Origin of the sequence: uncultured Kriegella sp., assembly GCF_963975415.1 — a bacterium.
GTDB lineage: Bacteria > Bacteroidota > Bacteroidia > Flavobacteriales > Flavobacteriaceae > Kriegella.
Window position 1 is genome coordinate 632,205 of record NZ_CAXBGN010000004.1, and the last position, 15,264, is coordinate 647,468.

At 41.8% G+C, this 15,264-nt stretch carries 9 protein-coding genes; 3 read left to right on the plus strand and 6 right to left on the minus strand.

The annotated features are described in order from the left end of the window. The first annotated feature begins 3 nt into the window (after window positions 1–3). The 3 genes from AACZ88_RS12265 to AACZ88_RS12275 all read left to right on the plus strand — a co-directional run bounded on the left by AACZ88_RS12265 (window position 4) and on the right by AACZ88_RS12275 (window position 4,636). Window positions 4–1,725 carry a RagB/SusD family nutrient uptake outer membrane protein gene (locus AACZ88_RS12265; protein ID WP_339710575.1) on the plus strand — a complete coding sequence of 574 codons (1,722 nt, stop codon included), beginning with the start codon at window positions 4–6 and terminating at the stop codon, window positions 1,723–1,725. 140 nt (window positions 1,726–1,865) lie between these two features. After that, the gene (locus tag AACZ88_RS12270; protein WP_339710577.1) at window positions 1,866–3,347 is read left to right on the plus strand and encodes a sulfatase; all 1,482 of its coding nucleotides are present in this window, start codon (window positions 1,866–1,868) and stop codon (window positions 3,345–3,347) included. Then, window positions 3,344–4,636, plus strand: coding sequence for a Gfo/Idh/MocA family oxidoreductase (locus tag AACZ88_RS12275; protein ID WP_339710580.1), 1,293 nt, complete (start codon window positions 3,344–3,346; stop codon window positions 4,634–4,636). The genes AACZ88_RS12270 and AACZ88_RS12275 overlap by 4 nt, the downstream gene beginning before the upstream one ends. Before the next feature lie 70 nt (window positions 4,637–4,706). On the opposite strand, the gene AACZ88_RS12280 is transcribed toward AACZ88_RS12275, so the two are convergent. The 6 genes from AACZ88_RS12280 to AACZ88_RS12305 form a co-directional block, all read right to left on the minus strand. Further along, window positions 4,707–5,516 (minus strand): sialate O-acetylesterase, encoded by an 810-nt coding sequence (locus tag AACZ88_RS12280; RefSeq protein ID WP_339710583.1) that lies wholly within the window; start codon window positions 5,514–5,516, stop codon window positions 4,707–4,709. A 15-nt stretch (window positions 5,517–5,531) separates the two neighbouring features. After that, window positions 5,532–7,106 carry a sulfatase gene (locus AACZ88_RS12285; protein ID WP_339710585.1) on the minus strand — a complete coding sequence of 525 codons (1,575 nt, stop codon included), beginning with the start codon at window positions 7,104–7,106 and terminating at the stop codon, window positions 5,532–5,534. 46 nt (window positions 7,107–7,152) lie between these two features. Beyond that, window positions 7,153–10,200, minus strand: coding sequence for a M64 family metallopeptidase (locus AACZ88_RS12290; protein ID WP_339710588.1), 3,048 nt, complete (start codon window positions 10,198–10,200; stop codon window positions 7,153–7,155). A gap of 247 nt (window positions 10,201–10,447) precedes the next feature. After that, the gene (locus AACZ88_RS12295; protein ID WP_339710590.1) at window positions 10,448–11,845 is read right to left on the minus strand and encodes a sulfatase; all 1,398 of its coding nucleotides are present in this window, start codon (window positions 11,843–11,845) and stop codon (window positions 10,448–10,450) included. A gap of 37 nt (window positions 11,846–11,882) precedes the next feature. Next, window positions 11,883–13,712 (minus strand): arylsulfatase, encoded by a 1,830-nt coding sequence (locus AACZ88_RS12300; RefSeq protein ID WP_339710593.1) that lies wholly within the window; start codon window positions 13,710–13,712, stop codon window positions 11,883–11,885. Between the two features lie 112 nt (window positions 13,713–13,824). Continuing rightward, window positions 13,825–15,051, minus strand: a complete 1,227-nt coding sequence (locus AACZ88_RS12305) for an ROK family transcriptional regulator (RefSeq protein ID WP_339710596.1) — start codon at window positions 15,049–15,051, stop codon at window positions 13,825–13,827. Window positions 15,052–15,264: the final 213 nt, after the last annotated feature.

The window sequence follows — 15,264 nt, forward strand, 5'->3', positions numbered from 1 at the left end:
AAAATGAAAAGGATATATTTTATAATCTTAACAATTACCATAGGAATTATGTTTAATTCCTGTGAAAAAGAAGTATTGGACAGAACACCTCTCGATACAATTTCAAATACTGAATTTTGGACATCCGAGGGAGATTTACAACTCTATTTAAATACCCTATATGATAATTTTCCCGGTTGGGCGGCTTCAGGTGCGGCACCCTCTCCTGATATAGGAACGGATATAGTTCTTGAGTCGAGTGAGTGGTTCGGCGGCTCATTCACGCAACGTTTAGATGGAACACTTAACGTTCCGGCTGCCTCTGGAGGGGCGTCATGGAATTGGGGAAATGTACGTAGCATAAACTTTTTCCTTGAAAATGCAAGTGGTGTGGAGTCTGCTGGTTTGGTAGACCACTATATTGGTGAAGGCCATTTTTTCAGAGCTTATTTTTACTATAGTTTATTCAAGAATTATGGTGATTTGCCAATAATTACCGACGTGTTGACTATCGACGATGAAGAAGTATTGTATGGTGCCCGCAGTTCAAGAACCGAGGTGGCCAATTTTATTCTCGCCGAACTCGATCTGGCCATTGCCATGATGAGAGAAGGCAGTGAAGTTGGGCCTTCGCGATTAAATAAAGACATTGCCGCTTTGTTTAAAGCCAGAGTGGCTTTATACGCAGGGACTTGGGAGAAATACCACCAGGGAACGGATTTTGCCGGCGAAACAAATGGTGCAGCGTTTTTACAACAAGCTGCAAATGCTGCAAAAAGTGTCATGGATGCAGGAAACTATTCCCTTGCTACAGGGGATCCCGATGAAGCCTATTATAATCTCTTTGTGCAGACAGATTATAGCAGCAATCCAGAAGTGTTGTTATATAGGCATTATGATTTTAATGGGCTTAATATTCAAAATTCATTGTGGAACCAACCAAATGCACATGGCATGTCGCGAGAGATGACCAAATATTACCTAGCTTCAGATGGCGATCCGATATCTGTGAGTTCTGAATTTATGGGAGATGAAACCCTGGAAGAATTAGAGATAAATCGAGATCCACGATTGGCACAATCGGTAATGGTACCGGGAGATTTGGATTTTGTCTCGGAAGATGGTACCGTAACGCTCTTTTCCGTACCATTTATGACGCGTTGCCCTACCGCTTTGGCCATAGAAAAATGGCGCACTAAAGAAGTATTTGCTGCCGATGGCAATAGAAGAACTCGAGATGTTGGCTACATTATTTTTAGATACGCCGAAGCACTTTTAGTCTATGCTGAGGCCAAAGCAGAATTAGGTACTTTAACCCAGACAGACGTTGATATCAGCATTAATCAATTAAGGGATAGAGTGGGTATGCCTCACTTGAATATAGGTGCTATTACAGCAGATCCCGATTGGCCAAATTATGGCTACACCTTGACTGACGCACTATACGAAATAAGAAGGGAGCGTGTGGTCGAATTGTTTGGAGAAGGGAATCGCTTGGACGACCTGATGCGTTGGAGGGCACATGATATATTCGTCGGCACAAGACCAAAAGGTACCACCTATACTGCAGAGATTGAAGCAGAATTTCCCAATTTAGCAGTTGATGAAAATGGATTTCTAGATCCTTATCTCGGTTTTTTAAGTGGAGATGGTTTTGGATTTGACCCAAATAGGGATTATTTGTTGGCATTACCTATTAATGAACTAACCTTAAATCCTAATCTGACGCAGAACCCTGGTTGGTAATCATTTAACACAAAATCTACAAAAAGGGCTGGCCGAAATACTAGGATAGCTCTTTTTGTAGTATATTATTTCGATGAAAATACAAAGTGATATATAAAACAGCTCTCAAACAAAGGTTTATGTTTAAAAAAATCATGGCTATGAAAATTAATTGCAGCATGCTCATAGGTTTACCACTTATTATTGGCTCCCTATCATCTTGCAAAAACATAGGTTCTAAAGAAGCGGAACAAAGCGAGCTGAAGAAACCAAACATCATTTATGTACTTGCCGATCAATGGCGAGCGCAAGCCACAGGCTATAATGGCGATCCGAACCTCATAGACAAAACACCAAACTTTGACCGGATGGCGGAGCAGGGTGTAAATTTCAAAAATGCCATTTCCGTCACCCCTGTATGTACCCCATATAGGGCCGCACTTTTAACAGGACAGTACCCTACAACCACCGGAATGATCTTCAACGACCTTCATTTGCCAGAAGAGTCCGTGACCATGGCAGAAATCTTTAAAAAATCAGGGTACAAGACAGGCTATATCGGCAAATGGCATCTTGATGGTATGGGGCGTCACGACTATACCCCCCCGGAACGGAGACAAGGATTTGATTACTGGAAAGCGCTCGAATGCTCCCATGATTACAACAGTTTAATTTATTACGAAGGAGAAGATAGTACAAAAAAGCAATGGGACCGGTATGGCCCCTACGCAGAAACCCATGACGCCATCACCTATATTCAACAAAATGCAGGGAGCGACCAGCCCTTTCTTATGGTACTTGCCTGGGGAGCTCCACACTTTCCCCATGCCACTGCTCCCAAAGAATTTCAAGAGCAGTTTGTTGAAGAAGATATCATACTTCGTGAGAACGTTAGCGATGACATGAAAGAAAAGGCAAAAAAAGAAGCTTTAGGGTATTATGCCCATATTATGGCCCTTGACAAGTGCATGGGAGAACTGCAAAAAGCGATGGATGAAGCGGGAATATCTGAAAACACGATTTTAGTCTTCACCTCCGACCATGGTGAAATGATGGGTTCACAAGGTGTTCGCCCCAGGCAGAAACAAGTGCCTTGGGTAGAATCGGTGAATGTCCCCTTTTTGCTTCAGTATCCTGCCCGGTTTAAAAACAATAAGATAGAAGTGGAAGCCCCCATTAACGCTCCTGATATTTTACCGACGCTGTTGGCACTGGCCGATATACCGGTGCCGGAATTCATCGAGGGAGAGAATATGTCTGAAGCAATTGGTAATCCGGAGGTAAAAAAAGATAAAGCGGCACTCGTTATGAATGTCTCTCCCTTCGCCGGAAAAGCAGATGAATACCGTGGCGTATACACTAGCCGATATTCGTACGCAAAGACCCTAGATGGTCCTTGGTTTATGTTCGATCAAAAAGCGGACCCGCTGCAGATGAATAATTTGATCGGTAAACCGGAATACGAAGACATACAGAAAGAAATGGAAATTGTACTTCAACAGGAATTGAAAAAAATCGGTGACGATTTCCATGCAAGACAATACTACATTGACAAATGGGGCTATCAACTGACAAAATCGGGACATATAGATTATTCGGAAGATGCCAAACCTCAGGGACCTAAATTAAACTCGAAAATATGAAAGATAGCAAAGGTTTATCACGAAGAAAATTCGTTAAAAGAATAGCACTAACAACCGGCGGTATAAGCATAGTACCCCGTTTTGTTTTGGGTAAAGGTTTTGTTGCGCCCAGTGATAAAATTAATCTAGGGTTTATAGGGTTAGGCATAAAGGGTGTTCGGCTTTCACGTGATTTTATCCGCAATACCAATGCGCAGATAGTGGCTGGTTGTGATGTGTGGACCACCAAAAACGCCGGATTCAAAAAAGAAATCGAAAAAGTATATGCCGATATCAGAAAACAGTCCGGTTACAAAGGTGTATCAATAACTAGGGATTATCAAGCCCTTTTGGCCAGACCCGATATAGACGCGGTAGTTGTTGCCACCCCCGATCATTGGCACGCTATTCAGTCGATAGATGCCATGAACGCTGGTAAAGATGTATATTGTGAAAAGCCAATGACCTTGACCATTATGGAAGGGATGGATATGGTGAAGACCACCAAAAATACGGGAGCAGTGCTTCAAGTAGGGAGTATGCAACGTTCTTGGCAAAAATTTCAAGTGGCGGTAGCACTTGTTCAAGAGGGGTACCTTGGAGACATAAGCAAAGTATTGGTCAATGTGGGTGACCCTGCCATTCCTTTTAATCTTGATGCCGAAGAGACCCCAAAAGAGGTGGACTGGAATCGCTGGTGCGGGCCTGCACCACTACTCCCCTATAATAATCGACTATCACCACCCGAATCTGAGGCATTTTTTCCCGATTGGAGAAAATTCAAGGAAACAGGAGGCGGAATTTTAACGGATTGGGGCGCACATATGTTTGATATCGCCCAATGGGGCTTAGGTATGGATCGATCAGGCCCCGTACGTTTTGAACCCCCAAAAAACAGAAATGCCGTTAGGGGAATGCGTATGATTTATGAGAATGGGATTGAAATGGTACATGAAGATTTCGGTAGAGATTTTGGGGTTCGTTTTATAGGAACCAAAGGAAGTTTAGATGTGGCACGGGGTTATTTGGACACTAACCCTAAAAGTATTTTGACCGCCAAGCTAAAAGACAGTAATACCGTGCTAAATGATTCTATAGGAAATCATCAGCAAAACTGGCTCGATGCCATAAAAGGGAAAGCCGAGCTTATATGTGATGTTGAAATCGGGCATCGCTCAGCATCCATAGGCAACATCTGCAACATCGCCTATGAATTGGGCAGGCCCCTGGATTGGAATCCCGAAAAGGAAAAATTCATCGGAGACAAGGAAGCCAATAAAATGAGGAAAAGAAAACGCAGAAAGTACTAGTTCTGTCGTATTCGACAGCGAGAGAACTTTATAGAATGGTGCTCAGTTAAACCGTACATTTCGATATAAATTATTCAATTGCCCCAAGCATACGTTTTCCCATTTCATTTCCCAACCAAATATTGGCCTCCGAATTAAAATGGGTATTATCTTTTCGTGTCGGTAACTTATCGGTATCGATAATGTAAACATTACCATCTTCGGAAGCCACCTTCTCTTGTGCATTCTGTACCACTTTGGTAAAGTCGAAATTCCATGGGGTCTTTCGTAAAAGTCCGATGGAAATACGGCCCATCACAATGGGTAGTTCGCTCTTTCCGGTTTGCACCCTGACATCTTTAAAAAGCATCTTTAAGTTATCTTCATAGGCATTGGCCCATGCTAAGGTTTCGGCATCCGATTCGCCCTGCATCCAAAGCATACCGCATATTTCATGCTTCGTGCCGTTATTTTTTAAGTCTTGTAGCGCGCGCTCCATATTTTTAAGGAATCTAACGTACATAGGCTGTCCGGGAAGCCAATGCTTCCATAGTTTGGTGCCTCCGGCTGAAGTTTTAACGATGGCGATGCGGTGCTTTGGGAACTTCTCGGCCATAAGATGTGAAAAAGCAACCTCAGGTCCGAATTTGAATTTTCGGCGTTCCGCAAAGGAATCCGTTCCCAAGGGTACCCATTTTTCCTTTTTATTGTCCCAGGTCATTATACGATCCGGGTGGGTCTGGTATCCTATGGGCAAATCTTCCGAACGGCCGGTCCCATCCATATTGGACTGCCCACCTAGTATAAAAACCTTCACCGATAGCGATCGGCTCTCTTGGCATAGCCCGTTAAAACCAACAAGAGACAAAACAAATACGAGTAAGTATTTTTTGATTTCCATTTAGTTTAGTACCATCTATTTCTTAAGCTCTAAAGCCATAGTGTCTTTATACTGCTTTCTCATTTCGACAAGTTTGTCTTGTAATTCGGCTTCTATGTTAGCATATGCTTTATCTCCAAAAAGATTATCCATCTCAGTCGGATCTTCTTGTAAGTCATACAACTCCCATTGATCTATATCGTTATAAAAATGAATGAGTTTATACCGATCCGTTCTTACCCCATAGTGCCTTTTTACCGAATGCGGACCGGGATATTCATAATAATGATAATACAGGGCATCGCGCCATTTTTCGTTACCTTCTTTTTCCACCAAGGGAAGTAACGATTCTCCCTGCATTTCCTCTGGAGGATTCACCCCAGCCAGTTCAAGAAAAGTCGGTGCATAATCAATATTCTGAACCAATTGATCAACCGTTCCTTTTTTGAATCGAGAAGGCAATTTCATCACCAAAGGCGTACGGAACGACTCTTCGTACATAAAACGTTTGTCGAACCAACCGTGTTCTCCCAAATAAAAGCCCTGATCCGAGGTATAGACCACCAAAGTGTTTTCCGCTAGACCATTTTCTTCGAGGTAATCCAATATTTCCCCCACGCTATCGTCTACTGAAGCAATGCACCTCAGATAATCTTCAAGATAACGCTGATAACGCCATTCCATCAATTCCTTTCCACTAAGGTTGGCTTCTTTGTAATATTTGATTTCCTTGTCATAGGCTTTGTCCCAAGCAGCACGTTGGGCAGCATTCATTCGATTGATCTGTTTTTCAAAATACTTCCTTAGTTTCCCCTCAATTTCACCCTCTTTATCGTACATTTTCAAATCGTTCACCGGACAAAAATCTTTGATATGCATTTTCTGTTGGGCAGCGGCTGTCCGATTTTCATAATCATCGTAGAAATTATCGGGTAACGGAAATTTCACATCATTATATTTCTCAAGGTATTTTGTATCGGGCATCCAACACCTATGCGGAGCCTTATGGTGCATCAACATGGCAAAAGGTTTTTCTTTGTCCCTGTTTTTCAACCAATCCAAACTAAAATCGGTAATAAGATTGGTGACATACCCTTCTACCCTTGATTTGGAGCCCATTTCAATAAAATCGGGATTATAGTAATCACCCTGTCCTGGTAAAATATTCCAATAATCGAACCCGGTTGGATCACTGCCCAAATGCCATTTTCCTATCATTGCGGTTTGATACCCCTCTTTTTGTAATAATTTTGGAAATGTCACCTGACTACCGTCAAATTTCTGACTATTGATTTGCTGGCCGTTCATATGGGAAAATTTACCGGTAAGCATTACCGCCCTACTGGGCGAGCATATGGAATTGGTTACAAAACTTCGTGTAAACAATATACCTTCATCGGCAATTCTATCGATATTCGGGGTATCATTTAGCTGTCCCCCGTAGGCACTGATGGCCTGATACCCATGATCATCGGTCATAATATAAATGATATTAGGACGATCCACTTGTTCGACTTCTGTGGTTTGCTTTGCTTCTTTACATGCAGAAAGACCAAAAACCAACAAAAGAAAAATACTTAGTACCCTAAAGAAAACTCTCGTTTTTGACATTTAAAATATTTAATAATTATACAATCAAATCATTAGCTTGAAACTGTTAAAACTTTACGTCAACAGTTGAAAACCACTTGCGCCGAAGGTATTCTTCAATACCCTTTCTTTCCCAATCCAACAACTTTCTATCAATGAGGATCATTTCGGCTATCTCTCCTTCCCACAACCCCTCGGTTCGCGCGATAGCCGCATCGGATGGAGATTGCAACTGAACAACCAGCGTACTAAAAGCCATAGGGTTGGGGGTATTGAAAGGATCAACTTTCTCACCATTTAGATAAATTTCGCCCTTCTTCGTTTTTGAATCAATGGTTTCGACATCGAAAATCGCTTTCCCAGTATCCTTGCTTGTGCCGATCAAATCGTTCAACCCTTTAAACAAAGCGGTTCCGGGAAAAGACATGCTATTCTCCCTGTACACCAAAATAAGGGTTTGGTAATCTTTTACCTCCTCTTTCATGATGCTTACCCAAACATGATCGAAAGCCGCTACGCCTTTTCCATTCAGTATATTGGGTTCATATTTTATGAACAGTTCATTGGGGCTGCGTCGCCTTGACTTATCCTTCCATGCCTTTACAGGACCTCGATCGGGATACGTCTCGTCAGGTTTACCATTTCCATCAATATCAGTGGCATCAAACCACAATTTGACAGAAGCGTCATCGAGCTCGGCCGGGGAAATTTCAACTTGCCGTTTATGGGCCATATCATCGACCGCAAAACCGATTCTGTTGCTGCTCTCTGCATGGGTACTCTTGTTCTGGGCGGCCACGTAATAGGTACCCTCATGTGGTGGCCAAAATGAAGTACCAACAGCCAAAGGAGCTTCAAAATGCTCTAATCGAGCCTTGGGCGCATCTTTTTCATACCACTTATAGGCATAACCGTTCACCGGATTTTCTATTTCCACACCATTTACACCTCCGTTCTTGAGGTTGATATTGCTTATTTTAAAAGGATAGGCTTCCGGAACCTCAACTTCACCGACTACCGTGTTATTCCCACTATCCATCACCACATAATGGTAGGTGTCGGGCTTGAGTCCCACGCGTTCATTTTTCGAGACCGAAATGGTTTCAACCACACTAGGCACCCTTAGGTAATTGATGTTAGGTATGGATTGACCGTTGGAAGCAAGCGTGATGATATTGCCCCCTTCGTTTAAAAACACCTCAGTAGTAGCCACGTCCCAACCCGTGTAAAGCGGTCGGGTTTGATTAAAACGAACCGTTTCTTTAAAATCCTTGCCATTGATGGAAAGTTCTGCCGATGAGCCTTTCATATCAATTCCGCCATAGACAATATCTACCGGATAAAACCCACTACGGGCTACCTTCACTTCCCATGAAATGGACCCCTCGTTTCCCTTAAAGTCAACATAGGTATTGTTGCTAGCGCTAAATAGATGTTTAAAGCTATGATCGACAGCTTTAATAATAGCATTGCCAGGCTCATATACTATTGCCGGACCGTATTTGTGCCCCGCATTTTTCCATAGTACCGTATAAGGTGCGCTTCCTCCGGAAGGATGAAGGGCAATCGTTCCATTATTTTTACTAATATCGGATGCCTGAATAGCAATGTCTACCTTTACCTCAGCTTTCCCATTTCTTTTTTTAGATTTGGATTTTGTGCCGTTTTTAACCGTACTCGCATAGCTATCATAACTGGTCTTCGTACTTCGATACTCGCTATCTATCACCGTCAATTCAAAAATACCCGCACCTACATCTTTCAATGTCTTGCCCGTTTCGCCGTTAGACCATTGGTAGGTATAGGGTGAAACACCTCCATTAGCATCGGCCTCGACCATGTACAAGCCGTTCTTCTTATCGGTAAGCTTCTTATCAAACGACACCGAAAGTGGCTTTGCCTTCTTCAGAGCTGAAGTATTGGTAATCTTCCATTCTACCGCTACTCGAGGAAATCGGGCAAAGGGTGGGTCGGGCCGTATATAATCCGTTTCATCGGTTATGGAGCATATCAATTCGTATTCAGAAATTGCACCAAATTCAACCTCTAATTCATCAACACCGGATGCTATCATTTTCCCGTTCAAAAACCATCGTACCACTTGGGTATTCGGCTCAGGTTTGATGTGGGATACCGAGAACCGTATGCGCTTGCTTCCATCTATTTCAATGGTTGTTTCTTGTGGACTAAAACTTGTAATCGGATCGACTAAATCGTAAACCCGCATTGCAACCCTTTGATTGCATACCGGACACATCTCTTCCGTATTATCAAAGACGCCAGCTCCCATGATACATCCTTGTGCGGTTGATCGATAATAATCTACAAGATGATATTGATTGCCTTCGAAAGCGCCGACCTTATCGATATATTCTTCTTCATACGGGGTTGGTAAGGGTGTTGTGGAGTCTATCCATTTTCTCCACTTGATTTTGTCCCGTTCATATTCAAGATCGGCCGCATAAGTCGGAAAAGCGTTCGTACCTGTTGCTGCAGTCGTATATTCGTCGCCTAAGCTCATACAGGTGTGCGAGATTTCGTGTAACATTTTTCCAATTCCGTTACCCGCAATCACAGCCGTACCTACCCTCTTTTCCAAATTTCTTGCAGCACCTCCACCACCTTTATCCCTATTTGGCATTATCAAAAAGGTTACCCATCCCCTATGCTCATTTTTCCATGGTAAAAACAACTTGTCGCGAATCGCATCTACTGTTTCTCGACCGATTCCTTTTCCCCATTCTGGTACATCAGGCACCCATAGGCCATAGACATTAAAAAATTCCTTATAGTTCGCATAAGCCGTTTGGGCCCTGCTATCGCCATAGGTTAGGGCAGCCACCATAGATTCCTCGATGTCTTTTACAAACTCACCTCTTAATTCTGGAGAATTATAAGGCTCACTATCCTTAGAAGTCCATTGGTTCATGATGACCACATTAATTCTATTGTCTTTGTCACCCGTGATCTGAATAGGTATTAATTCAGATTTTGCAATGAGCGCATCAACCTCACTTTCACTCCATTCTTCGTGACCACTTTTATCCTTCTGTGGGAACATTAACAGCGGTATCAACACCAATATTGAAAAAAGAATAGTCGACAAGATTTTCATACGCGGTCTACTGCTTTTATTTCTTATTATCATAAGTTAAAGAAGGGCTAAATTTAAGTGATGAAATTAGAATTACTGACATCGAAATTATCGACATAGTGTATTATATTGACCTATATTTATTTGGATTTTACTAAAACCTACCACCTCTGATTATCGGATATGTCTAAATACCACTTGACATAAAAAAACTAAGACCAACGTACAAATGGAGAGGCAATCGATCGATTGTCAAAATCTACACACCTTACTGTGTGACACGATCAGCCATAAGTTTATCAATTACCGAATCACACTTTCTCGCATAATATTCGAGCAAGTTTGCATTCTGCGAATCCAAGGCCAAATTATCAACCTCGACAACATCTTCCTTTAAATTATAGAGTTCCACAAATTCCGGATTTGCCTCATACCTAATGAATTTATAGGTTTGGTCTCTGAAACTTTCTGTTTTTGGCAATAACGTATCTCCTTCCCGCTGATGCTCAAAAAATGCCGATGTTCGCCATTCATCCAAATTATCATCAAAAAATGCGGTCAAACTCTGTCCTTGGTAACTTTCGGGAATCTCAACACCCGCCAAATCTAAAAGTGTCGGTGCTATATCAAGATTAAGCACCATATTCTCGTAGGACCCGCTTCGTTTCGTATCGGCTTGTCTAGGATCATAAATTATCAAAGGCACGCGAAGTGATTGTTCGTGCATGAGCCATTTTCCCGCAAATCCGCGTTCTCCCAAATAATAGCCATTGTCACCCATAAAAACGATTATCGTATTATCTGCCAAGCCTTCCTCCTTAAGGGTTTCCCGTATTCTGCCAATAGTGCTATCTACCGTACTTATCATTCGATAATACCCTTTCACCATTTTCTGGAATTTCTCGGGCGTATCATATCGCCAGTACCACCTTTTTCTATTCATGGAATGTTTCATGAACTCTGGTAAGCCTTCAAAGAATTCTGGAGCGGCAGTCTGAGGAACAGGAATCTCATTTTGTTGATATAGGCTATCTACATAATTCGGCCAGAAGTATTGTTCTTCCGCCCCATCATCGGCATGTGGAGACCAAAAAGAAAGCGATAGGCAAAAGGGTTGCCCTTTACTCGACTTGATAAAGTCAATGGCATGATTACCGTTGATGTCGGCAAGGTGGGTCTGCTTTCCATCAACATCTCTCAAGTAAGGCCAAAATGTTTTAATACTTACATCGAACAATGAATCTTCAACCCCCTCATTTACCTTTACGCCAAACTTACCTATCAAACCCGTTTTATACCCTGATTTCTTAAGTAAATACGGATAACTGTCTAACATATACTCATCTTTCAATTTTGGCTTTCCAAAATTGAAATCATGGGTTCTTTCATATAAGCCAGTAAGTATCGTGGCCCGGCTTGCGGCACAAATAGGGGTTGTCACGAAAGCATTTTTAAAATAAAGTCCCGAACTGGCCAACTCATCCATATTCGGAGTCTTAATTATGGAATTTCCGGCATACCCTAGCGCGTCCCACCTTTGATCATCGGTGAGAATAAAAATAATATTGGGCTTTTTCAGATCTATTTTATTCTTGGTTTTCTCTTCACATCCTACCAACACCGCAAACACTGCAAGAACAAATACGGTAACTCCTAATTTTCGCATATCTAAATTTTAAAGCCCACAATGATAGCGCATCATATCAATCGTAGGGTATCACCTTTTGAACGTACCCTTCTTTTAAAAGTTGGTCGGGTACCGAGGCTATATATTTACTAAGGTTTTCCTCATCAGTTTCACCCAAATAGCTAACATAAATACATTCTGTGCGCAATGTTTTTCCTTTTTCAGCGAGATTAAATGCTGTTTCAAAACAAGTTGTCCCTGCTTTTAAAGCTACCTCGAAACTCACGGTGGTCATATTTTTATCGACCTTTGCGATCTTTTCTATATTCCCCACTTTTAACCAGGCATTTTCAACTTTCAAGTCTTTGTTTCCCGCCTTATTCTCCACGATTCTTTTACCCGACTCCTCTGGCCAACGATTTAAACGAATCTCATATTTTCCAGCTCTGGAAACATTGACGACCCATATTTTTTTCCCGTTCCGGGTATGGGCATCGTGCGCATACATCTTTACCGGATTCTCATGGGGCGTTCCTACATGTATTTTAGCATATTCATTAAAGTCAACTGATACATCATGCCACCAATCTTCATATCTACCATAAAGTTCTTTAACAATGGCCGGGTATTGATTTGCCACATTTCGCAGCTCTTCAGGATCCCTTTTGATATCATATAGTTCGTCAGTATCCCTTTTAACAAGTCTCCACGCATCTGTAAGCACCTGATACTCTTTATCCTTTACCGGATACTCTACTCGTTGATTCTGTACAATGAGGGTTCTGTCATCAGGCCACTCTATGAGCTTTTCTTTTAAAAAGGGAGCAAAACTACGCCCATCCAACTGCAGTTTATCAGGACTCTCGAGACCACACAACTCCATTAACGTCGGCAATACATCTATGTGCCCGGTTAGGGCATCAATATCTTTACCTCCCTCGATACCTCCCTTTGGCCAACGAATAAAAAATGGTACGCGATGGGCATTTTCATACCCCCAAATCTTTCCACCTTTCATGCCTGCACTATACCCCTCTTCAACCAAGCCTGTATCAAAATCCATAACAACACCTCCAAACCAAGGGCACGGCCCATTGTCTGTCATAAAAACGACGATCGTGTTGTCTCTCAACCCTACATCCTCAATTTTGTTTAACAGTTTTTTAACATTTTTATCAATATTGTCAACCATGCCATAATAGCGCGCCAAACGTTCGGAAACTTTACCCCTATAAGGCGCGACATATTGCTCATCGACCAACAATGGCGCATGGGGTAAATTTGTTGATAGATAGCAAAAAAATGGCGTATCCTTATTTTCGTCGATATACTTAATAGCCTCATCAAACCACACCTCATTGCAATAACCTTCATACTTTTCAAACTTCCCATTATGTTTATAAGTATCATCGTAATAGTCATTACCCCAGTAATCCGGCCCCTGGCCAATACCGCCACCGCCGTGTACAATGGATTCTTTAAAGCCTCTATCTTGAGGCCTAAAAGGGTAGTTTTCTCCCAAATGCCATTTTCCGAATACGGCAGTTTCATATCCGTTAGAAGTAAATACTTCGGGCATGGTAACCATTCCCTCTTTTAACAAAGACCGACCACCAATGGTATGCCAAACCCCTGCACGTGAGGAATAGTTTCCCGTTAATAAAGCAGCCCTTGTTGGCGAGCAAGAAGGGTCTACATGAAAATCTGTAAAACGAACGCTTTCTGCATACAAAGAATCCAACGCTGGCGTTTTAACGTACGGGCTTCCATGGCACGCTAAATCTCCGTAGCCTTGATCATCTGTCATAATAAGAATTACATTGGGCTTCTCGGTGGCTGCAACCGTACTTCTAGGGTTTACATTCTCTTTACAACTAAAAGAGAGGACAGCTATTAAAAGTGGCATTAGGAAGCATTTGAAGTTCTTCTGTATCATTCCAATCATATGATCTTATGGTTTATAAAATAAAAAGCCCCCAAGCATGGAGGCATATACTACACTAAACGCGTATAGTATTTTAGCTCAATGTCAATTCTAGGTTTAGAATTTTCTCCAATATCAATGAAACCGCACCTATCGAAGTTGCCTGATCGCCATGCGTAGAAGGCATTATTTTCACTTCAGCACTTGCCGGCAACAAATACTTGCTTTTTTTCTTCTCTATAAGATCGAACAACAGGTCTCCGCTTAATGAAATACCTCCACCAACATACACAGTTTCCGGATTCAATAAATTCGCAATCGTGCCGATACCCTTGCACAAATACTCAGCTACCTCATCGTAAATTTTGATCGAGGCCTCATCCCCCTTTTTAGCCGCTTTCGCAACCAATTCTGCGGTTATCAGCTCTTCATTGCCCCTACAAAGTTCTTCCAAGAGTTCTGAACTATTGCTTGAGAATGCCTGTTTACCCAAGGAAGCAATTCTATGACCCGATGCCAAAGCTTCTAAGCAACCATACATGCCACATTTACATTGAACCGCACTATCTGTATCAACAGAAATATGTCCGAATTCACCAGCGAAACCTGAAAAGCCCTTTAGAAGATTACCCTCTACCACTAAACCTGAAGCAATTCCGTACCCTATATTTATAACTGCGAAGTTTTTCTGATTTTCCTTAACCCCCATCTTCAACTCGCCCAAAGCCATTAAACGGGTAGAGTTGTCATAAAAGAAAGGCAAATCAAGATGCTTGGCGAGTTCTTTTCTTAAATCAATATCTGACCAACGAAAATCAGGCGAAGACTCAATAATTCCCGTTTCACTATTCACCAAACCGGCAACACCTATTCCCACACCCCATATTTTCGCATCCGGTTCTTTTCGGTTACGAAGTTTATCAATGACCTTGACCACCTTTTCGATTATACTAAAGAAACCCTTTTCAAGTTCCGTTGGAACCTGTATCTCCGACACAAAATTTGCGTTTAAATCGACCAAGCACCCCCTAATATAGGTCGCCCCTAAATCAATTCCGATAATCAAATTATTGTGATTCTTGAATTTCACAATGACCGGAGGCCTCCCTCCGCTCGAATCTCCCACCCCAAGACTTTCAACCAATTGATCTTTAGATATTAATTCATCTACTATTCTAGTAATCGACGGTGGGGTGAGACCCGATTTTTTAGCCAACGAAGAACGAGTAATCTCATCATGATCTTTTATAAGCCTTAAAACAACCTTTTTATTGGCAAGGTGCAACAGCCCTACGTCCATTTTCGTATATTCCCGTTTCATTGAATAATGATGTTATCTATATCAAAGATATTAAAATAGCTTTCATATCCAACAAATATGAGAGATATAATTTATATTTCGAACATAAAAACACCCATAATTAAATCTTATTTAAGCAATATTAAAAACTAGAAAGAACACTGTTTTCGCAGTGAAAAGAGCGGTTTTAAAAGCATCAAACCCCTCATTGTGTTTGTATGAATTTCGTTAAAG

Bases quoted from the DNA above. Each gene is read 5' to 3' on its own strand.
- AACZ88_RS12295 (WP_339710590.1), bottom strand. From the start codon at position 11,845: ATGCGAAAATTAGGAGTTACCGTATTTGTTCTTGCAGTGTTTGCGGTG.
- AACZ88_RS12285 (WP_339710585.1), bottom strand. From the start codon at position 7,106: ATGTCAAAAACGAGAGTTTTCTTTAGGGTACTAAGTATTTTTCTTTTG.
- AACZ88_RS12280 (WP_339710583.1), bottom strand. From the start codon at position 5,516: ATGGAAATCAAAAAATACTTACTCGTATTTGTTTTGTCTCTTGTTGGT.
- AACZ88_RS12290 (WP_339710588.1), bottom strand. From the start codon at position 10,200: ATGAAAATCTTGTCGACTATTCTTTTTTCAATATTGGTGTTGATACCG.
- AACZ88_RS12305 (WP_339710596.1), bottom strand. From the start codon at position 15,051: ATGAAACGGGAATATACGAAAATGGACGTAGGGCTGTTGCACCTTGCC.
- AACZ88_RS12265 (WP_339710575.1), top strand. From the start codon at position 4: ATGAAAAGGATATATTTTATAATCTTAACAATTACCATAGGAATTATG.
- AACZ88_RS12275 (WP_339710580.1), top strand. From the start codon at position 3,344: ATGAAAGATAGCAAAGGTTTATCACGAAGAAAATTCGTTAAAAGAATA.
- AACZ88_RS12300 (WP_339710593.1), bottom strand. From the start codon at position 13,712: ATGCCACTTTTAATAGCTGTCCTCTCTTTTAGTTGTAAAGAGAATGTA.
- AACZ88_RS12270 (WP_339710577.1), top strand. From the start codon at position 1,866: ATGAAAATTAATTGCAGCATGCTCATAGGTTTACCACTTATTATTGGC.